Origin of the sequence: Pusillimonas sp. ANT_WB101 (assembly GCF_008369125.1) — a bacterium.
Taxonomy (GTDB): Bacteria; Pseudomonadota; Gammaproteobacteria; order Burkholderiales; family Burkholderiaceae_B; genus Allopusillimonas.
The window spans coordinates 406,473-426,026 of sequence record NZ_VOAY01000001.1 but is presented as its reverse complement, the minus strand read 5'-3'; the positions used below and the strand labels follow the sequence as shown (position 1 = coordinate 426,026).

Here is a 19,554-nt window from a genome sequence, read left to right as displayed (position 1 = left end):
CAAAAACCCCGCTCATTGGCGGGGTCTTGCGGTTGGTGGATGGTTCAGTTATTTAGATTGGGGGATTGTTGTTGTCGTCGGCGTACACGCGCACATCGTCGTTTTCGGCAGTTACCGATACAGCACCGATGCCTTGCGGCTTTATGTCGGTGATCAGCGCAGGAAACGACCAGCGCTCTGCGGTGCCGAAATACAGGTGCGGCGGCTCCATAGTGAGCGTGACTATCGGCCATGGATGCGGTATGTCCGCAATCAAGCTGCAATCGTCCACACCAGGCGAGGCGGCGAAGGGCCCTACGAGCGACCCATTAGTAGCGCGGTAGGCGACAACGTGATCGACACCAGGCTCCCATTCAAACGGCTCACTGGCATGCAGCAGCGCGCCGCCAGACACGGCCTCAATGCGCTCAAGAATCGCGGACTTGCCATACCCAGGTATATCGTCAAACAGCGCGACGTAGCTGCGGTACCGGCTGTTCAGGGCATCCATTTCGGTGGCAAAGTTATATGCCCATCGTCGGTACCGAAGCTGGCGTCGAAGTCGCATGCCGATGCGCCAGACCCGGGTCTTGTCAGTGACGCCATCAAGTCGCTCTTTTTTGAGCTTGAAACCCTGATCGCCAGGCAGCAGACACCGCACCGTCTGCTTAGTCCACGTCTGGCCATCGATGTATTCCATCTCGACCCCATCGGCATCGTCTGGCTTTGGCCCCACAAACTGACGGCTCAGAGGCTTCGTCATGTTCTGCGGCGAGTAGGATTGCTCAAATACCGTTCTAGGCTCATCACGCACAGGCCGTATCAGGCCGTCATCCACGGTCAACTCAGCCATGCCGGCATTTAACACGGTGTTCATTACCTCTTTCACGGTCGTCTGGTCAAAGACGAAGTCGAAGGTCTCCCCGCGCGGCACCCAAACGTTGTGAAGCCTGAGCAGCTCCGCAATGTTCCAGTCGTCGTCCGTATAGCCAATTGTGTCTGTGACGTACTTTGCAAATGCGGATATATCGCGCGTTGGCTCAAGCGCAGCGCTCCATGATCCGTCTGGCTGGAGGGTGCGTAGGCGGCGTGTGGCGACCACATTGACTTGGTTCTCTGACTGGGCAGCGAGCCGGCCGCCAGAGCGAAACTTGACCGCCATTGTCGTCCAGTTCGGATAGCTGTTGCGTGTCTTGAGCTTTGATTTCAAGCCGAACCAGTTGATCTTGTCCTGCACCTGCGTCGAGGTCGAGGCCAGCGTAGCCCGGCGAACACGCACGATGGGCGTGCGGCCATCAACGTTGATCGTTTCCGTGTACCCGATCTGATCCAGCGTTGCGGCTGAATAGGCTTTCATCACTGAAATAAAGGGTTCTTCGGCTGTTGCGTCCTTGTATTGAATCTCTACCGTGACCGAATACGCCTCAAGATCGCCGTCATCCTTTATCTTTCCTAGACCGCTGGCAAAGAAGAAGTCCACCTCAATGGTGTTGGTGGTCTCTCCAGGCGGGCATGCGCCTATGATCGAAGTCCATTCACCGTACACCAATCCAGACAGGTAAGCTATTGATGAGGCCGAACCGGTTGTGAATGAGGAAAAGCCAAGCCAGTCATTATCGACAGAACCATTGAGAAGACGCTGCACGGCAAGCGTGTCTACTTGCGCGGTCACGACCCTAAATGACGAGTCAGCGCGCGTGAAGCGCATTGATTTTGAGCCTGTGTCGGCATCCATTACCGGCGCACCAGGTGTTGGCGGATCCTCGAACCCGGGGCCGGGCGTTTCAAACGTTTCCAGGCGAACCCATCCTTGTCCGGTCGTGGCGTTGACGCTCATTGAGTGAACCTTGTACGCCTGCGCCGCGAGACCCGCGCCTGACACGTCCAGCGCATCACCCACATCAAACGGCATTGCATGCCTGAAGTCGCCATCAAACTTGTTTATAAAGATATCTTCAAACGGGAAAGGCCCACCGAGATTCTCAAGCGTGACGTCATAAGTGCGCGGCACGGCGATCTTTACGACCGTTCCAGCGCCCCACCCTTCGGGAAATTCCCCCGCCTCTTCAGGCAACACAACGGTATCGTTATCGAATACATAGCTGGTCGCGCCTGCAAAGTCTTTGGCGGCCGGATCCACACTCAACTCAAGGCCAGCCGTGCCCGATGAGGTGCCGCCCACTTCGTCGGCGGTGTACCAGTGTTCATTTGTGCTCACCGCCGATAGATCAGCGCCTGGACCATAGAGCGCATAAGATCCGTCCTCTCCAAGCGAATCAAAGGTAGTATTTCCAACGCGCACATCCTCAGGCTGAATGTCGTAGTGGCCAGGGCCAATGCAAGCGTGGAATTCCAGCCACTGTTCGCGCTCGCTCTTAAAATACCGATGTGGAGGCGTCAGGTAATCCGGGAGCCGCTTAAAGCGCCCTGCCAGCTCAGGCACGACCTCGCCCAACTTGGCAGTGTTGGCTTTGGCTTGCGATGTTTCGAGCTTCTGGCCTTGGCCTGGTGCGTTGTAATCGCTGCCACCTCGACCGCGCGGCATCAGCCAGCCAAAAACAACATCGAAGAACGTGCCGGTTATGATCCCGAGAACTTTGGAGAATCCGCCGCCATGGGGCAGCAGGCGCATTTCAACATCATCGTCAGCGTGTAGGCGACGCTCTGGCCACAAGTCGACGGGCAGATCAACGCCATTGATGCTCACCACAACGGGCTGGTTTTCGTACGTGGTGTAATCAATACCCTTGTGCGCAAACCACCCGGCCACGGTGCCGGCCCATTCGTGCGTCTCAATGGGTTCGCCCGGCATCAGGCTAGGATAAAGTCGTATCGTCATAATAAATAACCTGCGTGTAGCGCGGCTCAAAATCCCATATCGAGGTCAGACAAGGGCCCTTTCCTTCGTTCGTCTCCAGCACCCACAACCTGCCGTCGGCATGAACAACCAACCCCACATGCACGCACAGTCGCGCGCGCCAGGCCGTGGCAATTGCACCGAGCTGAGCCGTGCAGGGCAAAAAACAACCTTCTTCGCGCACCAGCAGGGTTGCAGCCGTCAATGCCTGCTTGTCGTCAGGGTCTATTTCGCTGTAGCTCGGTAGCATTGCCCGCCCGAATAACTCATGGCGTGCGAGACGCACCAGGCCATAGCAATCGACGTCCACAGGCCCACGTCCGTACTTCACGTAACGGGTTTGAAGATAGCGATTGATCATGTGTATTTAAGGCCCGGTGCGCTCTCGGCGGTGTAGCGCTCGCGTGGCCATGCGTAATTAAGCAGGTCTTGGTATGACGCATCAAATTGCGCCTCAACGCCCTCAAACTTGCCGCCCACTATCGTCATGGTGTAAGGGCGACGAGCAGGCGCTGATTTGTCGCTCTCAAGGTACTCAAAGTAAATCAGCGTGACCTTGCTGCCCGCCTCGAGCGCGTCATCAACATAACGCTGCGCCTGCCCGTTGACGTTGCCCACGCCAAACCTCAGCGTTTGCTGGCCGCTTGCGTTCTTGGCCGGCAGAGAAACCGACAGCGAGCCGCCTTCAAACGATTCGTAGACTCCATCCAGACCCAGCATGTGATCCGCAAAGTCCGCACAAATTCGGATCGCGGGGCGGCCGGGCACCACAATCTTGATGGCCGGGATAATCGTTTCGCCCGCCGGCGCGCTAGCGTATACAACAGAAAGTATTGTCATGCTTCAGGCCACTCACGATTCATAGCGATATCAAACAAATCGGCCTCAATCAGAAATCCGGGCAGATCACCCCAGCCATCCGGCATCAGCGGGCGCTCGTACGCTTCCAGCTCCGCAGATATCCGCCAGCGATTGATGGCAAACAGGTTCGGACCTTGGTACATATCGACAAACCTGCACACCAACATCGTCAAGCCCAGCGGCGTTCTGCGCTGAATGTTGAACCACTCGGTGCCGTCTTTAATAGACTCTTCAAACCACTTTTCAAACGCTGCGGCCTGATTCTCGGTAAAGATGAAGTTGTACGTGTCGATACTCGGCACGCTGGTAAACGTGCGCCGCTGCCTGGCTCTGCCTGATTGCATGTTGGTTCGAGCAAACGGCGAAACCCGGCTTGCCGTATGCCCAGCGCGCAATGGGCCCGGCAGGCCTGCGGGGTAGTAGAGATCGGTTTCTATCATTGCCCTGTCCTGCGCCATCCTAGGGCGCCACTTCCCGCTTGGGTGAATCGGCCTTCCGTTGCCACATCAGCAATCATCACGTCTACGATAAATTCTGCATCGCTGATCTGACGCTGCTCTACTCGCGTCCCTTCCGGCGCATTATTAATGACTACCGTCACGTTAGGTGCGTTCCCGCCGCCACTTGTGGCATCTCTATTCGAGACGACCTCACCACGGCCATTTGGCAGCAAGAACTGCTTGCCATTGGCCATGTTCAGCACTTCGGGCTTGCCGCCTTCGTTGATGCGGTGCATGGTATTTTCAGCAACAGGCCCACCGTACTGGCGCGCGCCCCCCATGCTCACAGATGACACGCTGGAGATAACCGTGCCCATCGCGGTTGCCGCCGCCGCTATCGCGGGGATATTGGCAGGCCACGGCAGTTTCCATGCCTCTGATATCGCCGTGAACAGCGCCAGTGAAGCATTGGCCACGCTAAATGCCTTGCTGACTGCAAACATCGCCTTGTAGGCTTTCGACTGCTCGCCTTGAGACTGCTTGAGCATATCCGCCAGTGCACCAAAGCCATTACTGGCAGACATCAGCATTACCGAGGTCTTTGCCTGGTCAATCTGTGCCATGCGGTCAGCGTGGGTTTGCGTCAAGCTCTCGAACTCAGCGTAATACTCTTCGAGCGTGAATTTTTGCGCTTCCATTGCTTCGCGCAGGCGCTCAAGCTGTGCTGTGTACCGCTCCTGCTCTGCCACTGCCTCAGCTTCGTATCGGGCGGTTTGGTCATCGAACGCGCCGCCAGATAACGGGGATACGTCGCCCTGAACGTATTTGTTTGGATCATCGCCGACTTTTTTCTGAAGCTCTTTGAGGGCCTCTATTTCGTACAGCTGCTCTGCCAGCGCACGCAGTGTTGCAACATCTTCAGGGGTTGCAAACGGGTTTAGTTTTGCCTCAGCTTTCGCTTTTGCCAAATCCATACCAGAAAGAGCCGCAAACGCTAACTCTTGCCGCATATCTGCAATCGCTTTGGCGTTCTCTTTTGCCGCTGCGGCTGACTCTTTTGTTGCAGCGCCTACGCCCTTTTGTGCTTTTTCAAGCTCATATATCTGGGTCGCGAGCTTTTCAGCTTCGGCACGCTCTTCGGCAGTAGCGTTCGCGCCAAGCCTTTGGATGGCCTGCAAGCGCGCCCTAGCTGCGCCTGTAAGCTTGGCAAGCTCCAATTGCTCGCGCATCGACTTCAGGCTTTTCGCTACCTCTGGATCAGCCTCTTGGCCGACAGGGGCGGCAGCGGCATCAGCACGCCGCTTGCCCATTTCCGCTATTTCGTCCTGGCGCTTGCGCAAAACCTCAAGCTGCTTTTGTGCTTCGCCGTACGCTGCGCCCCAGCCTTCCATTTGGCGTATTACATTTTTGGACGCATCAGAGCCTGGAGTCTCATTTGCCAACTGTGCCTGCAGCTTTTGCAGCTCATCTTGTGCGGTTACCGCCAAGCGCGCAGATTGCTCAATACGGCCCTGAATCGATGACGCCGCTGACTCAAGCCCGGCGCGGTCAAGCTCTTTCAATGACGCCGTGAGTCCATTCACAGCGCCAGACAGGGTATTAACCGAACTAGAGGCGTTCTTGGAGTCGCGTCCAAACGTCACAGCAGCCACTGCCGCAGAGGCAAGCAATGCGATGATCCCAATTGGACCACCAAGCACGCCCAGCAACGTGCGCGCAACCCCCACAGCGGCAGCCTGAGCGGCGGCAGCCCTGCTTACAGCGGCAGCGTGGGCCGTTGCGGCAGCGGCGGCTTGCCCATGCGATACAGTCAGGCCTCTATTTGCGGTCGCGTTAGCCAGGGCTGCCGAGGCAGTTGCGCGGTGCGCAGTAGCCAATCGCAGCTCTTCAGCCGCCTGCGCCCTAGCCGCAAGCATTGCCCGCCCGGATGCAATCGCAGCAGCGCCCATTTGCGCAATATATTTTGCCAGTGCGCCGGCGCCAGCCACCATCAGCAGCTTCACAATGGTGTCAATATTCTCCCCGAGCATAACCAGCGCGCCAGAGAGAATCTGCGTAGCGCCACTGGAGCGGTTCGCTTCACCAATGAATACTGACAGGTTGTTACGCAGGTTCGTAAATGCGTCCGCAACAGTGGTCGCCATGTCATCGGCGGCTTTCTTGTTCGCGTCCAGCGATTTAAGTAGCGTGCCGGACAGATCGCGCCCCGTGAGCTTGCCTTGTGCGCCAAGCTGCAGTATTTCTTTGGTCGTACGCCCTGTTGCGGCAGCGAGATCATCAACTATCGAAGGTGTGGCGGCAAGAATCGTCTGCCACGCCTGCGCATCGACTTTGCCCTTATTCAGAGATCCGGTTACGGCATTAATGGCGCCTTTCGCGCGGTCTGCTGCGGTCGCGTTTTTCACAAACGAATACGACAGCGAGTCCACGATATCCATGGACTGATCTGTGTCGTAGCCCAACGACTTCAGCGTGCTTGACGTTAAAACGTACAGTTCCTGAGCCTCTGACAGGCTGCGATATGTTCCGTTAGCGGTCGCCAGCAAGCGCTGCTGGACGTGTTCGTACTCTTCCTGGCTGGCCGTGGCCATGCTGATACGCTCAGCCATTTCGTTGTATGCGTCGGCCATCTCAATCAAGCTGCCAGCCGCACGCAGTGTCACTAGCCCGGCCAGTGCGCCATACAGGCCGGCCACGCCAGAGCGGGCGGCATTCGACTCTGCGCCAATAGACTTAACAGCCGTAGCTGTTTTGGTCATCTGAAACTGCGTATCATTCGCCGCCTTGTCGGTCTTGGCGAACTGCTTATTCAGGCTGTCCAATGACCTGTCGGCGTCCGTATTTGCGCCAAGCAGCTTGGACGTATCGGCCTCGACCGTGAAATAAACAGAGCCTGTATTTAATCCTTCCGGCATATCAACGCGCCCCCTGCTGTGGTGCTCTGTTTGCTTTTATGCGCTCAAACCAGTTAAGCGTCGCATCGTGCTCGTCAAGCGTAGGCGCACGGCCTGCTGGCGAATCTTTGGCGGATGGCGGAAACTTGGCTCGCAATGCACCAACTAGACCCGTCATTGTCATACTCCACGCCTCACGCTCGGAAAGCCCGAGATGAGCCATAGCCAGCGCCACATGCTCACGAGCATTAAATACGCTGACATACTCAGGCTCGTCATCATCGTTACTGCGGGGCAATGGTGGCAGCGCACCGGTAATGCCGTGTTTGCACAGGCACTGCGCGATCGCCACAACATCATGCGGCGATACCTTGCCGCCAACAAACTTGTTTTGCTCTAAATCAAACCAGCCGAACACTTCTGATACGTCATCGCCGGCGCACGCATATATCACAGCCAGTGCATCAACAACGCTGCCGGCCATAACCTGTGCATATACATCCACAATCTGATCAGGCTCGCCCAGGCTCGACATGGCATGCAGGGATGGGCGCAATAGGTATATCTGATCGCCCGCATGCACACCGATCTCACCAACCTCGGCCAAAACCTGCATATCTCTCGTCCATAAAAAAGCCCCGCAAATAGCAGGGCGAAAAAATAGCCGCTCGGGGCGGCTTTGTTGCTGGCTTCTATTTCAAGCGGTCCCATCTCCCCTCAAGAACCAACCCTCTTGTTCCTGTGGTGCGCGCCTCGCATCGGAAGAAAAGCCCATCGAGCACCGTTTTTCCAGACACGTCACCCAGCTCGTCTGAAATAACATTGAGCTGATCCCCAGTGTCATTAGCAATGAATTCCAAGCACTGATCCATTGAGACGAATTCGCGTCCAACCCGGTGCGTTTTGCTTTCCGATCCATACATAAACCAATAGCCCCCGCCCAAAATGGCCAGGCCGACAACTATCGCTGCAATCCATTCGCCTTTCGGGTATCCCGCTATAGAGTCAGATTTTTGAGGCTTTGGCAAAGCACGCTCGGCTTCTTGTGAGTAGTCGTTGTGCTTCATCCCTCGGTCAATATAGGCCTGCGCTTCATCTTTGGTTGCAAACCCAACAGTCCCTGCGTACCAAAGCCCGTACTGCCCCTTCTCTGGCTCCATGCCACCCTCCGTAAATAATTATTACGGAAACTATACCCCACTCAGTGTGGAGGCCGGCGCCACTAAAGGCGTCCGGCCTCGCGCCGCTAAGCGCTGACAGTCACTACGCAGGTATCGGACATCAAAGGATCTGATGTGCTGGTCGCCGTGATATTGGCTGTGCCCGTCGCAACCCCGACAACGTGGCCGTTCTGGTCAACCGTGGCTTTGGATGGTGCGCTGGACTTCCACACCGCGCCTTGCGGTGCGCCACCGGGGGCCACAGTAGCGGTCAGCGCCAGAATCTCCGATGTGCTGATGGCAAGCGTAGACGCTGACATAGTGACGCTGGTAACGGGAACTTCGGCTGGCGTATCCTCGACAATCACACCTTGCGTCGATGCGGTGCCGGACGCTTCCAGGCTGAACGTCACGCCCCCGCGACTCTCGCCCGTACGGCCCAGCGAGGTAAGCAGCGTCAAGACGGTGAATGTCAGGTCTGGGTACGTGAGGCGCATCCACACCAGGGGCTGGCCACCCGTAGCGATGGGATTGAAAAAGTGCTTTGTCAGTTCGGACAATGCGGCAGACTCTGGCCCGCGCTTGCAAGTGCCATCGCCCGACACGGAAAAGGTCTGGCCTGTTGCGACAGACTCGGACAGATAGCCTTTGGTCGCGTCATCAGTCGCGTCGTCGGTGTCCCATCCGCCATCAAAGCCCTTGGTGCGCATGGAGCCAAGCAGGTTCCAGTCGCCCTCTTGCGGCGTGTCGTTGCCGCAGTCGATAAAGTATTCAAGAACCACGTCTTTACCGACGTAGTTCGCTGGGATGCAATTAGCCATTACAGGCCTCCTATCAGGTGGTTTTGGCAGTCGGCCTGCCGGTGGTTAAAACAGAATTTCAAAGGAAACCTCGACCCATGGGCGAGATTCGGTTGTGTAGCCTGGGCCTATTGGCTCGGATATGGTGTTGATGGTGGCGGTACCGCACGGCACCGGGCCATTTAGCGTGGCGCGCACCAGAGCGTTTGCATCGGTCATGATCGTGGCTTTGTCCGACGCGCCGCCTGGTGTTTGCTCTCGCCCACCCAGAAGCACCACACGAATGCGCTGATGCCGGGTGTCGACGACAGGCGGTGATCCGCCACCAGCCTGGATGCTGCATATTTTCGACGCGCTGTTTGAGGCGTTATCGACCCACATGCCCATCGAATATGCATACCCCGAGCCGATAATCGCCTGGATCCATGCCTTGACATCATCTAACACGGTATGCAGCCTTTAATATGGCAGGGATCGATGCTTGTATTTGTTCGAAGCCCTTGGTTAGGAATTTTGGTTCGCCGGATGGATCCCAATACTGACCGTTGCCGTTCATGCGTGGCTGTCCAGCCAGTACGCCGGAGGCCTCATGCACCGCAGAGGCATACCCGGCTGTGTAGCCGGTGACGCCTACGGTCTTTCCTGCACTCGCCTGAATATCCACAAAATGACTATTGATAAGCGTAGACGTATCGACGGGAATCATCGTTGCTGCCATTGCCCCGCCTTGTGACAGGACAGCGTAGACAGCAGTATTGGTCTTGGTGCGCTCAATATCCTCAAAGGCGCGTTTGATATTGCGCTTGACTTGATCTATTCCGCGTACAGGCATTTAGGTCGCCAGCTTGTAGTCGGGTGTGTCGTTAAACATCGCCATATCCCAGGCCATCACGGCCCGAATTTCTTCCCAGCCATCCGACCCGTCAAACATAATCAGGTCAAGGTATTTCGGCCTCGCGTCTTCGGTATAGATGATGTGCTTTGAGACAAACTCAGCGCCCCCTGCGCCGGCCTTGCCGCCCATTTCGCGCACTTGCTCACCATTGGCCGTCCAGTTGCACGCAATTTCGTACTCGGTACCATAGTTCGTCGTGCCGTTCCAGTCATCACGCGACACGAACGGGCGAACTTTGGCGGTGTTTTTGTACGACCAGGCCGCAATCTTGCTCAACGCCCACCCCCGCACGCGAAGTTTCCGCCCTTGCCGATCCAGATGCCACCATGGGCGACAGTCGTCGGGTCTTGCGGGATCAGCGCAGCAGCACAGCCGAACGTATCCAGCCCGCGCAAGAGGCCCATGAGGCCACGCCAGCGGTCAGCGAACGACTGGTATCGGAACGACTGAGACGCGCCGGACGGGGCTGTCTGGCTACTTACATAGCGGTCGCCTTGGCTCAAGCCCATCAAACCCAGCAGATAGCACTGGATGAGCAGCGCAACACCCGGCGTGTAGTGTTCGTCTAGGCAGGCTTGTACGGAATTGGCTTGGTCAACGATGGCCGAAAGAATAAAGTCAGGCAACGATACGCCAACAGAGGCCAGATACTCGGTCGCCTGCTCGACGGTGATTGTCATAGGTTTGGCTCATTAAAAAACCCGCCGAAGCGGGTCAATGAAATGGAAGGGCCGGCTGCGCTAGGGCTATCAGTTCGGCAAGCTCAGCCTCAAGCACTGGTTTTTCTTGCTTTCGCTGATTTAGGCCTCGACCATGAAAGCTGCCACGCTGCTCACTATCCTTGCACTCAAGCTCTTTCTGCATGTAGCGGTACCGCAGGCCCTCGTGCTGGTTTTTGCTGTAGGCAGCCATGGCATTGAATGCATCGATGTACGCAAGCTTAAATGCAAGCGCCTTCTTTCCAGTAAACCCCATCGCAAGCAAAGTGAACCCATCCCGCGTAATCGTATAAGCCGCTGATGGGATCATTGCTCCACCACTTGGGTTTGACCGCATTTCAACCGACTCCGCAAAATATCCGAGACGGTCATCAGGCAAGCTCGCCGAAAGAGCGCGAATGCGTTTAAGCAAATCATCATGACGCCTGCCAAACACAGCCGCGATCTGCTGCGACGTTGTCGTGAGTGAATCACCATCAGCGGCAATGAAGTCTTGAAAATTAAGAACCGGTACGTTTTTCATATCAATCCCCGAAAAGAAAAAGGCCGCCCAAAAAGGACAGCCCCGGACCTTTCAAAGCTCGACCACCATCGCTGGCTCGGCATCTTCCGATTTAAGGATGCTTAGAATGCAAACGGCCCCACACGAATGCAGGGCCGTAAAAAAACCACCGAGAGGTGGCGTTACTTGGCTTTGGTTGCTTTGACCTTATCGGTCGTGGCGTCCGGGGTTGCTGGCGTGAGCTCTGGCCCCTTCCCCTCGACCATCGGCACAATCTCAGCCGCTCGCTTATTAGCGTCATCCACTATTCGCTGAGCTTCTGCCGTTGCCGCTTCGACAATGGCCTTGGCCTCTCCGCGAGCACCATCAATAGCGGCTTCGATTTGCTTCGACAATTCCATTTCAGTGTCCTTTCGAAGTGTCTCGGCGGAGGCTTGTGCCTGGGCGATGATGCTGGACGCCTGATCTTTATCAGAAACGCCCTCGCCTACAAGCATGACGTTCGCACGCAGCGCAGGGTGGACCTGTTTCAGATCCACAATCTGGCCCATTTTCACGCCATGCCATGGGCGGGTTACCTGGTATTTCGCCATATCACCCTCCTTAGGTTAGGTCTGCGCCGTAGATCACGCCCGATTTGTCCGCGCCATCCTTCTTGATCTGCAGGCCGATTGCGGCCATGATCTGAAAGTTGTGGTTGGCCTGAGGCATGAGGCGAGGCAGTGGAACAACGCCCGTTGCCATGCCAACCAAAGGCGACACCACGTCCTGGCGGCGCTGGTAGGCAATAAACTCATTGCCGGACAGTGCGAAGGATTGGCGAATGGAGCGAGCAGGTACAAAGCCCTGGATGACGCTCAGAACCGTGCCGCCAGACAGGATAGTGTCGCCGCCGATGCTGACCGTTGCGGGCTTCATCAGGTTGGCCATGATTTGGGGCGAAACCCACATCACATCGTAAGCCTCCACGAAGTTGTCGCGAGCAGCTTGGCCAAATGCTCCAGAAGTGAAGAACGTGGCAATGTCAGCTTGAGTCGCCGTGGTTAGATCGATATTTGCGCCGCCAGATGCGAGATCGACCTTGATGGTATTACGGTGGTTCTTCAGGCCTTGCGCGGGGTAGTTCTGCACTTGAATCGACGCATCGCCGTTCAAGATATAGGACACCAGGCGCTTGCTGAACTTGCGCATCTTCGCGGATTGCGAGTCAAGCACCAGATCAATGCCAACCGTATTCAGGCCGGCTGCGTGGCGCCAGTTCACGCCGTAACCAGCAGTGAACACTGGGATCGGGTCGCCGTCCGAGCTGTACTCGGTATGGTCGAACGAATATGGCGCCTGTCCATCGATGCTCACCGACACATCTTCGGCGATATCACCAACCATGTTATAGAGCTTGGCGGTTTTGCCGATTGACAGCACCGTCTGAACGCCCATCAGGTCGTTGACGATCTCCATGCCAGTCTCTTGATCGCGCATCTGGATGACCTGACGGTCCAGCTCAGCCCAGAAGTCTCGACCAAAGCCGCCCACTGCATTAGCGGCAAGCATTTCCGGCGTCATCGCGGCACGGTTAGCCTCGACCATGGCCGCTTGTTGGCGATTGTGAATGTTGCGGTTGGCCCAGAGCTCGGCCCAGTGCCCACGCAGTCGGCTATTCGCAGCCAGCGTTTCAGGTGTAAAAAACATGTTCGGCTCCTTATGCCTGAGCGGTGATGGTGACGGTGTCGGTCTTGCTTCCGTCAGCCACGCTGGTTGCGGTCATGACTGAGCTACCCACAAGAAGCGGGGTAACCAGGCCCGTGGCAGCGTCAATGGTGAGGTTCGCTGGCGTGCCCGAAGTCCACGTAACTGCACTGGATGCCTCGGCAGGCGCAACAGCCGCGGTCAGCGTGAGCGTTTCGCCTTCGGAGATATCCAGAGTTTGCGCGTCCTGATCGATGGTTACCGATGCAATGGCCGGGGCAGTGCCAAGCGTGCGGCAACGGATTCGAATGTAATCGTCGGCGCCAAGAACGACATCGTCCTGACTGAATCCGATAATGTTCGTGCCCGATGGTGCTGCTTGGCCATTGGCGCCTACATAGATGGGGTCATCTTTTTTGTAGGTGCCTGCAGCGACGTAAACTGCAAACTCACGGCCTTCTTCGACGTAGTTGCCGATGGCTGAATGGCCGGCAGGCACAACATCGGTAATCGTCAGGCCTTCGTGGTAAGCAACATCGATTACGTACAGTCGACCGACAGCGCCAGAGGCGGCGAGGGCGAACTTGTTGTCATTGTCGATGATGGCAAAGGTGCCGGGACGAAGGTCTACGGCAGCAAGCCGGGTCTCTGTTTTATACAGCGACTTGCCGTCAATATTAATGCGGCGATAGCGGGTTGGCATGATTACTTACCTCCAAAATAGGTGGCGGGATCAGGTGCGCCATCTTCGGCACTATCCTGAGCGGCGTTGGTGCCCAGGGGTGCAGCTTCGCCCAGGCTCTTAAACATCACGTCCAACGCATCGCCAGACAGCGCGTTAGCCACGACATCGCCATGCTTAGCGGCGACAGCCTTGCGCTTTTCGGCTTCCTCAGCCTTCTGGTTCGCCGTGAGTGACTCGGAAAGCGCTTTGTGATTGGCTTGCAGATCAGTTACAGCATCCTGCAAGGGCTTTATCTGCTCTGCAATATTTGCAGCGACAGCCGCGCCGATATCAGTAACGAGACCGGCCTTTTCTTCAGTGGTAAGAGGCATATCGCCCTCCATGGTTTTATCAGGCCGGGCCTGATGGGTAAAAAAACGTTTGAATGAATTAGTGACGGTGGCCACCCACGACTCCTGGCGCTCAACAGGTGAGCCGGTGTCGGTGAACGTGACCTTGCCGTTTTCGATGGAGTAGCCGTAGACCTCAGCGGATCCACCGTTGCGCACAATGATGGCCTGCTCGCTAGTAAAGTCGGCCACCCATGCGTAATCGTCAGGGCCAGGCGCGAAACGCTCGCGGGCAGCACGGTCTATACGCTGCTCACGTTCGCGGAATGATTCGCCAGCCAGTACGCCTGCGTTGGCTTTCAAGGGCGTTGCCGCGTCTGCGTTGACCATCAGGCCCACGCCCTGCTCAGGGGTTGCTGCGCCTACTTCGTTTAACAGGATGGCGTCGTGGTCCATGCCGTGAATCTTGGCGACCCACTGAGCGCCAGCTGCTTGCTGCTGCTCGTTGGCTTCCATTTGCTCAAGGAACACAGCCACGCTAGTATGGATGGGTGGCACATCTTCGCCCTTTTCCAGCGCCTCGACCCGCTCCAGCAGCTCGCGCCCGCCGTCGGTGAGTTTGGCGACTTCCACGTCTACCCACTTTTCGACGTAGATGCGATTGCCGGACTTTTTGACGTTACGGTTGAACGCGCCTACGTGAGCGGCATTGATGCCCTCGGGGGAAAAGGCCGATACAAACTGCCCGTCGACCGTAGGGTGCCCGAGCGGGGCCAACGTGCCCTCAAGGCCTGCGTAATGGGCGTCAATCTCTGATGCCGGGTACAAGCCATTATTCATGATCACATTGGCCGGCAGCGTGTAGCTTGGCAGAATCCAATGCTCTCGCCCGTTGTGCACGGCCTTGCGAATTTTGGATGCATTGACCTGCGTGGTGATGTTGACCTGAATCTGGCCGCTAGCACTGTCGGCACGATTCACATGCAAACGTATTTTGCTCATATCAATCCTTCGCCCAGCCGTAGCCGCGCTCTTCCATTTTCTGTTTGGCCTGCTTGGCTCGCTCAACGATGGCCGGCACGATGGGCTTGCCGTTGTCATCGACCATGACGCTGACCTGACTGCATTTGCAATTAAAAAGGTTCCCGTCCTGGCTGTACCACTCGCGCACTTCGTCGACCGTAAATAATTTGGCATGCCTCGCGGCGTGGCTGACCCTGGTGGTCGAACTCAGCGCAGACAGGTGCATTTCCTTCATGACCAGGCCGAACGCGTCTTGCGCATCCTCGGACTCATCCCACCTGGCCTGTCGCAACGCCATGGGCACTTCTGTTCTTGCAATCAGGCGGGCGCGCTTGGCTTCAATCCCGGCCTGACTGGTCAGGTTTCGCGCAATCTCTCGCGGGTTCTGGCCCCGGCCTATGCCCTCGGTTAACACCCGGTTCATGCTGGCCTTAACCTTGGCAGCCAAGCCCTTCATTTCCTCGAACGTGCGAGCCTGGGTTAACGCCATGCGCCTACGGTACGGGGCGCTTCTGAGTATTTCCTGCAGTGACTCGCGCCCTGCCTTGTAAGCGGGGCTTTGCTGAGATAGGTTGGCGAACTCTTGGGCGGTGCCGCGCACTGTGGCCACCTCGACGTACTGGCGCAGAAACCACAGACGATCCTCGCCGCCCTCCAGCAGGATTGCGTCAACTACCGCGTCCAGCCCATCCAAGATCGAACGCAACAGGAACGAATCAAGCGCAAACACGTACTTGCGGTTCACGGTGGGTTCGACAGGGATACGCTCAAGCGCCGCCTTGTATGCTCTGCCGATCTTGCGTACACGTCTTGCAAGCTCCCGGATTGCGCCACGCTCAAGGCGGTCTATGCCAGTAGGATCGGCCCAGTTCCCCGGCAGAATCGGCGGGCTAGGTTTCCTCGCCATCCTCATCCTCATCATCTTCGCCCGACGGCTCGCCATCAATCGGATCAAACCCGGCTGCTGTGCGAATCTCGTCACGATCAAAAACAAGCTCACCGGTAGCAATGGCAACCTGGTTAACTTCGCTCATTTTTTTGGCTGAATCCAGACGCTCGGTGGAAGTCTGCTCGTTCAGGTCATCCCACATGACCGTTTTTTCGCCTGCAGGATCAACCACGCCGATGCGGATCAGGTGATCGACCAAGTCCTCGGCGTCGAACGACAGATCACCGTTGCGCCGAGACTGGCAGCGGCCATTGAAATACCGGTTATCCTCAGTGCTGGATCGCTCCCCGGACTGGTTGCCGACCAAGATGCGGCTAGGCATGTCCAGCGCGGCTACTGCGGTCTGCAGGTTTACGTTGTACGTTGGTCCCGGGTCAGAGACAGCTGACACCAGCGGCGCCACCGTCGCGCCCTGCGTGATCAGCATCTGATCGTTGCCGCGATTCATTTCGAGCGCGGCTTCGTTGAACTTTTCTTGAAGCTCGTCAATCCTGACGTTATAGAGCGCGGCAAGGCTTGCGAAGTCGATTTCTTTGTCGAAGTTGACCGACACCTGCCGGGCTGCGTTCTTTAAGAACGACTCGCCGCTACCACCCTCGACTTTCTCCAGGCTCACAAACGCGTTATACGCGGGCTCAAGAAACCCTATGGTGTCAGGCGCATAGTCGCCCAGAATGAATACGCGATCAGGGTGAATCTTGACGCGACGACCCGCAACACCAGAGCCTGCCGCCACTTCGGAATACTGCCACTCAGTCGGCTGGCCGTAGGTCTGCGATTTTTCGTCCGTATCAAATCTTGTGGGCTTAAGTGCTCCCGCCCAAGCTGGCGTGGCCTTAACCAGGCTCTTGCCCTTGGTCGCCGGCTGATTCCATGCCTTGTTATCGTTGATGTGCAGCAGCAGGCCCGAGTATCGGCCCACTAAGCGGCGTTTATCGGCCTCTGCGAATGATCGCCATATGCGAGCGGTCAGGACTTGCGTGAACTTCTTTTCTCGGGTGTTTTCCTTCTTGCTGTCGTCCTGCTTATCCCCTTCAATGATCCAAGGGTTTGTGCTCCAGCAGGCGCCAACGATCTTATTGACCGCGCCATGGGCCAAGCCGCCGCGCCGGTACAGGCCCACCAGCATTTCGTACGTGACGGTTTGAGGAAAGCCGTATTCGGCCCATGCGGAACACTTGCGCTTATCGTCCAGCCCGTGGCCCAGCAACCCCTCGCGGACGCGTGCCATGCGGGCGTCATTGATGGATGCATTGGCCTTCAGGGCCGCATTGACCGCAAGCTGTAGGTTATCGCTCATGCGTGCACCCGTTCAATAATGCCGGTCTTACCGTCGCTCAGATAGCCAGCGGCCTCCGGGCTGGGCATCCACTCAACGCCAGACAACTCTTTGTTCACCCACAGCGCAAACTCAGCGGCAGGTGATCGCTCGGCTGCCAGCTGACGCGCACAGGAAATGCAACGCGCACGGATCACCAGCGTGATCGAGCCGTCACGAGCGAATACCTTGAATATGGACATTTATCTGTTCTGTAAGAGACGTTTGGGGATCATCATTCCCATTGGTTGTGCGCCGCCCAGCTCAGTGAGTGCGTACACCATGGCGTCAAGGCGGTCTGGCGACTTTTTAGCGGTTGCTGGCACGTATTCCATCGACTGGTTTTCCAGTACGTATAAATTGCCTTTGTGAGAAACGCGCCCCTGCTCATAAAGTGCGGATATCGGCTCAGCCCGAGCAAACTTTCCCTTGCTGGCATGCACCCGGATAACGCGACCCTTGAATCCGGCATTTTTAAGCGTGGCCTCTGCCATATCGCCGCCCTGGTTCGTTTCGATCACAATTGCGTCAGCCTCGTGTTGGCTGTAGGCATCCATCGCCTTTTTGGCCCACCCAGCAGGGCTATACCTGCCGCTGTAATCGCCATCGACCGAATACTGCTTAGCATCGCCTGCGCCGTACGACGACGCTGCAACAATGCCGGTTTCGTCGCTTTCGTCCGAGCTAGTTGTTGCTGGGTCTATCGCGACCACAGTACGCACACGCTCATGTCGAATAACCAGCGCACGGGCCGCAGCAATAAGCGATTCAGTCCACAGCGCACCCTCCGCATTGAATCGGCGCGGGCGCTGCATGTACTGCGCCTCTGCCGTACGCCTATGCGAGAAAAGCGCAGTCCTATGTATCTCGTTGTGCTTTACCGGCCAGAGCCAGCCATCAGGCAAACCGTGAGGGATATGAATGCCGTGCGTATTTTCTGCTGGGTATTGCTCGTTGCTGTCGATAATGACTGGCAGGCACAGGTGATGCCACTGCTCGCCAGACCCGCCGCGCAACAAATAGCCGCTCAGGTCTTTGTAATGGATCCGCTGCATGATGACGATCATGGGCGTCGTTTCCAACGCTAGGCGGCTTTTAATCGTCTCGTTGAAACGGTCGTTGACTCCATCGCGCACCGTCTCGCTATGGGCGTCATCAGGCTTAACCGGATCATCCAGAATCAAGCAGCCTTGCCAGCCCGGCTCCATGTGCCCGGCCCGAAAGCCTGTAACCTGCCCTGCTGCGGATGACGCATAAACCCCGCCGCCCTGTTCCGTCCACCACATAGCCTTACTATCCGCATCATCGCGTAGCGTCATGGGCCACATGGACTGGTACGACGATGATTTCACAATCCCCCGCGATGTGCTGGAGTTCAGCAGCGCCAGGTTATGCGAGTACGACAAGTGCATGAACCGGGCGCGATTATTCAGCGCCAGGCCGCGCCCAATCATATTGATAGTGGCAAGCTCGGTCTTTGTGTATCCGGGCGGAACATTGACGATCAGACGTGTAATCTCGCCATCAACGACGCGCTGCAGCGTTTCCTGTATGACCCGGTGATGCGGGGCCACGATCATCTTGGCGCCCATGCGCTGTTTGAAAAAGTACCGGGCGAAATACAACCCTGATTCTTCGCACTCAATCTTACGGGCGTAGGCTCTTTGGTCAGCAGTCGTCATTGGCCAGCATCTCTTTTCGTGCCTGCTTGTATTCGTCCTTGGTTAATGTGGCTACCTCAATAGGGCCACCATTGGGGCTTCCGTGGCCGACCTGATCTCGGAATGCCTGGACACTGACATGCTTGCCCAAAAGCTCCAGATTCTTCACCTTGTCTGGCCACTTGATCTTTTTCAGGATGCCGACCATTTCTCTTTGATCGCCTGTTCCTTCGAATATCTCTGACAGGTCAAATCCGGATAGATACTGCCGCCAAACCTTCGGCCATTCGCTAACAGGCTTTAGGCTCATGCTGTCGGTCAGGATATCAAGCACGTCCATGCGGTCGATCTCGACCAGCCGGGCAAGCACATAATCAGCATCAACCTGTACGCGATTTGATCGATTAGCCTGCGCTTCCTGCACAGCTTTGGCGATTTGAGGTTTTTTAAGGTTCTCGTCGCCTATCTGCCCGGCGGTCTTCTTAGAGTACCCAGCCCTTATCGCCGCTTGCGTGGCGTTGAGGTCAACAAGATACTCTTCCACGAAACGGCGCTGCTTGTTTGTCAGCGCCATATAAATCCCTATTGTTTAAAAGCATCCCACACAGCACGAGCCAGACTAAAGTCAGCCACATACTGGCATGCCACTTCAGCAATTCCCATCCCCACGACCACCCCGATAATGAATCCGATCATATTATTTTTAGCCTGTTCGCTCTTATATGGAAGGATGCTATGTCACAGTTGTGTCAAATAATTGCCACGTTTTAATTTCTTGACAGTGCGATAGTTAATC

General features: G+C 56.6%; 22 protein-coding genes. All 22 read right to left on the bottom strand.

All coding sequences use genetic code 11. The features are described 5' to 3' along the window. Positions 1-52 precede the first annotated feature (52 nt). Positions 53-2,818, bottom strand: a complete 2,766-nt coding sequence (locus FQ179_RS02105) for a host specificity factor TipJ family phage tail protein (protein ID WP_149395606.1) — start codon at positions 2,816-2,818, stop codon at positions 53-55. After that, a complete protein-coding gene (locus FQ179_RS02100; protein ID WP_149395605.1) occupies positions 2,796-3,197 on the bottom strand; it encodes a hypothetical protein in 402 nt (133 codons plus the stop codon). The genes FQ179_RS02105 and FQ179_RS02100 overlap by 23 nt, the downstream gene beginning before the upstream one ends. Next, positions 3,194-3,676 (bottom strand): DUF1833 family protein, encoded by a 483-nt coding sequence (locus FQ179_RS02095; protein ID WP_149395604.1) that lies wholly within the window; start codon positions 3,674-3,676, stop codon positions 3,194-3,196. The genes FQ179_RS02100 and FQ179_RS02095 overlap by 4 nt, the downstream gene beginning before the upstream one ends. Continuing rightward, entirely contained in the window at positions 3,673-4,137 is a 465-nt protein-coding gene (locus FQ179_RS02090; protein WP_149395603.1) for a hypothetical protein, read from the bottom strand. The genes FQ179_RS02095 and FQ179_RS02090 overlap by 4 nt, the downstream gene beginning before the upstream one ends. Continuing rightward, positions 4,134-7,052 carry a tape measure protein gene (locus FQ179_RS02085; RefSeq protein WP_149395602.1) on the bottom strand — a complete coding sequence of 973 codons (2,919 nt, stop codon included), beginning with the start codon at positions 7,050-7,052 and terminating at the stop codon, positions 4,134-4,136. The genes FQ179_RS02090 and FQ179_RS02085 overlap by 4 nt, the downstream gene beginning before the upstream one ends. Before the next feature lies 1 nt (position 7,053). After that, the gene (locus FQ179_RS02080) at positions 7,054-7,647 is read right to left on the bottom strand and encodes a DUF6246 family protein (RefSeq protein ID WP_149395601.1); all 594 of its coding nucleotides are present in this window, start codon (positions 7,645-7,647) and stop codon (positions 7,054-7,056) included. Positions 7,648-7,723: 76 nt separating this feature from the next. Further along, positions 7,724-8,191 carry a hypothetical protein gene (locus FQ179_RS02075; protein WP_149395600.1) on the bottom strand — a complete coding sequence of 156 codons (468 nt, stop codon included), beginning with the start codon at positions 8,189-8,191 and terminating at the stop codon, positions 7,724-7,726. 86 nt (positions 8,192-8,277) lie between these two features. After that, positions 8,278-9,012 (bottom strand): Ig-like domain-containing protein, encoded by a 735-nt coding sequence (locus FQ179_RS02070; RefSeq protein ID WP_149395599.1) that lies wholly within the window; start codon positions 9,010-9,012, stop codon positions 8,278-8,280. 45 nt (positions 9,013-9,057) lie between these two features. Further along, the gene (locus FQ179_RS02065) at positions 9,058-9,438 is read right to left on the bottom strand and encodes a hypothetical protein (RefSeq protein ID WP_149395598.1); all 381 of its coding nucleotides are present in this window, start codon (positions 9,436-9,438) and stop codon (positions 9,058-9,060) included. After that, a complete protein-coding gene (locus tag FQ179_RS02060) occupies positions 9,428-9,823 on the bottom strand; it encodes a hypothetical protein (RefSeq protein ID WP_149395597.1) in 396 nt (131 codons plus the stop codon). The genes FQ179_RS02065 and FQ179_RS02060 overlap by 11 nt, the downstream gene beginning before the upstream one ends. Then, entirely contained in the window at positions 9,824-10,162 is a 339-nt protein-coding gene (locus tag FQ179_RS02055; RefSeq protein WP_149395596.1) for a hypothetical protein, read from the bottom strand. Beyond that, a complete protein-coding gene (locus FQ179_RS02050; protein ID WP_149395595.1) occupies positions 10,159-10,566 on the bottom strand; it encodes a hypothetical protein in 408 nt (135 codons plus the stop codon). The genes FQ179_RS02055 and FQ179_RS02050 overlap by 4 nt, the downstream gene beginning before the upstream one ends. A gap of 34 nt (positions 10,567-10,600) precedes the next feature. Then, on the bottom strand, positions 10,601-11,128 hold the full coding sequence (locus FQ179_RS02045; RefSeq protein WP_149395594.1) for a Rha family transcriptional regulator: 528 nt from the start codon (positions 11,126-11,128) through the stop codon (positions 10,601-10,603). Between the two features lie 161 nt (positions 11,129-11,289). Continuing rightward, the gene (locus FQ179_RS22205) at positions 11,290-11,700 is read right to left on the bottom strand and encodes a hypothetical protein (RefSeq protein ID WP_188074483.1); all 411 of its coding nucleotides are present in this window, start codon (positions 11,698-11,700) and stop codon (positions 11,290-11,292) included. A gap of 10 nt (positions 11,701-11,710) precedes the next feature. After that, the gene (locus FQ179_RS02035; protein WP_149395593.1) at positions 11,711-12,796 is read right to left on the bottom strand and encodes a major capsid protein; all 1,086 of its coding nucleotides are present in this window, start codon (positions 12,794-12,796) and stop codon (positions 11,711-11,713) included. A 10-nt stretch (positions 12,797-12,806) separates the two neighbouring features. Continuing rightward, positions 12,807-13,496, bottom strand: coding sequence for a hypothetical protein (locus FQ179_RS22400; protein ID WP_223146179.1), 690 nt, complete (start codon positions 13,494-13,496; stop codon positions 12,807-12,809). A 2-nt stretch (positions 13,497-13,498) separates the two neighbouring features. Beyond that, entirely contained in the window at positions 13,499-14,809 is a 1,311-nt protein-coding gene (locus FQ179_RS02025) for a hypothetical protein (protein WP_149395592.1), read from the bottom strand. Between the two features lies 1 nt (position 14,810). Beyond that, positions 14,811-15,737: a phage minor head protein gene (locus FQ179_RS02020; protein WP_149395591.1), complete on the bottom strand. Its 927-nt coding sequence runs from the start codon at positions 15,735-15,737 to the stop codon at positions 14,811-14,813. Beyond that, a complete protein-coding gene (locus FQ179_RS02015) occupies positions 15,721-17,079 on the bottom strand; it encodes an anti-CBASS protein Acb1 family protein (RefSeq protein ID WP_149395590.1) in 1,359 nt (452 codons plus the stop codon). Before FQ179_RS02015 ends, FQ179_RS02020 begins: the two co-directional genes overlap by 17 nt. Next, on the bottom strand, positions 17,076-17,300 hold the full coding sequence (locus FQ179_RS02010) for an aldehyde dehydrogenase (RefSeq protein ID WP_149395589.1): 225 nt from the start codon (positions 17,298-17,300) through the stop codon (positions 17,076-17,078). The genes FQ179_RS02015 and FQ179_RS02010 overlap by 4 nt, the downstream gene beginning before the upstream one ends. Further along, positions 17,301-18,779 (bottom strand): DNA-packaging protein, encoded by a 1,479-nt coding sequence (locus FQ179_RS02005; protein WP_149395588.1) that lies wholly within the window; start codon positions 18,777-18,779, stop codon positions 17,301-17,303. Continuing rightward, on the bottom strand, positions 18,766-19,332 hold the full coding sequence (locus tag FQ179_RS02000; protein WP_149395587.1) for a terminase small subunit: 567 nt from the start codon (positions 19,330-19,332) through the stop codon (positions 18,766-18,768). The genes FQ179_RS02005 and FQ179_RS02000 overlap by 14 nt, the downstream gene beginning before the upstream one ends. Positions 19,333-19,554 lie beyond the last annotated feature (222 nt).

Coding starts and splice junctions, on each gene's coding strand:
- FQ179_RS02105 (WP_149395606.1), bottom strand. CDS start 2,818: ATGACGATACGACTTTATCCTAGCCTGATGCCGGGCGAACCCATTGAG.
- FQ179_RS02100 (WP_149395605.1), bottom strand. CDS start 3,197: ATGATCAATCGCTATCTTCAAACCCGTTACGTGAAGTACGGACGTGGG.
- FQ179_RS02095 (WP_149395604.1), bottom strand. CDS start 3,676: ATGACAATACTTTCTGTTGTATACGCTAGCGCGCCGGCGGGCGAAACG.
- FQ179_RS02090 (WP_149395603.1), bottom strand. CDS start 4,137: ATGATAGAAACCGATCTCTACTACCCCGCAGGCCTGCCGGGCCCATTG.
- FQ179_RS02085 (WP_149395602.1), bottom strand. CDS start 7,052: ATGCCGGAAGGATTAAATACAGGCTCTGTTTATTTCACGGTCGAGGCC.
- FQ179_RS02080 (WP_149395601.1), bottom strand. CDS start 7,647: ATGCAGGTTTTGGCCGAGGTTGGTGAGATCGGTGTGCATGCGGGCGAT.
- FQ179_RS02075 (WP_149395600.1), bottom strand. CDS start 8,191: ATGGAGCCAGAGAAGGGGCAGTACGGGCTTTGGTACGCAGGGACTGTT.
- FQ179_RS02070 (WP_149395599.1), bottom strand. CDS start 9,012: ATGGCTAATTGCATCCCAGCGAACTACGTCGGTAAAGACGTGGTTCTT.
- FQ179_RS02060 (WP_149395597.1), bottom strand. CDS start 9,823: ATGCCTGTACGCGGAATAGATCAAGTCAAGCGCAATATCAAACGCGCC.
- FQ179_RS02050 (WP_149395595.1), bottom strand. CDS start 10,566: ATGACAATCACCGTCGAGCAGGCGACCGAGTATCTGGCCTCTGTTGGC.
- FQ179_RS02045 (WP_149395594.1), bottom strand. CDS start 11,128: ATGAAAAACGTACCGGTTCTTAATTTTCAAGACTTCATTGCCGCTGAT.
- FQ179_RS22205 (WP_188074483.1), bottom strand. CDS start 11,700: ATGGCGAAATACCAGGTAACCCGCCCATGGCATGGCGTGAAAATGGGC.
- FQ179_RS02035 (WP_149395593.1), bottom strand. CDS start 12,796: ATGTTTTTTACACCTGAAACGCTGGCTGCGAATAGCCGACTGCGTGGG.
- FQ179_RS22400 (WP_223146179.1), bottom strand. CDS start 13,496: ATGCCAACCCGCTATCGCCGCATTAATATTGACGGCAAGTCGCTGTAT.
- FQ179_RS02025 (WP_149395592.1), bottom strand. CDS start 14,809: ATGAGCAAAATACGTTTGCATGTGAATCGTGCCGACAGTGCTAGCGGC.
- FQ179_RS02020 (WP_149395591.1), bottom strand. CDS start 15,737: ATGGCGAGGAAACCTAGCCCGCCGATTCTGCCGGGGAACTGGGCCGAT.
- FQ179_RS02015 (WP_149395590.1), bottom strand. CDS start 17,079: ATGAGCGATAACCTACAGCTTGCGGTCAATGCGGCCCTGAAGGCCAAT.
- FQ179_RS02010 (WP_149395589.1), bottom strand. CDS start 17,300: ATGTCCATATTCAAGGTATTCGCTCGTGACGGCTCGATCACGCTGGTG.
- FQ179_RS02005 (WP_149395588.1), bottom strand. CDS start 18,779: ATGACGACTGCTGACCAAAGAGCCTACGCCCGTAAGATTGAGTGCGAA.
- FQ179_RS02000 (WP_149395587.1), bottom strand. CDS start 19,332: ATGGCGCTGACAAACAAGCAGCGCCGTTTCGTGGAAGAGTATCTTGTT.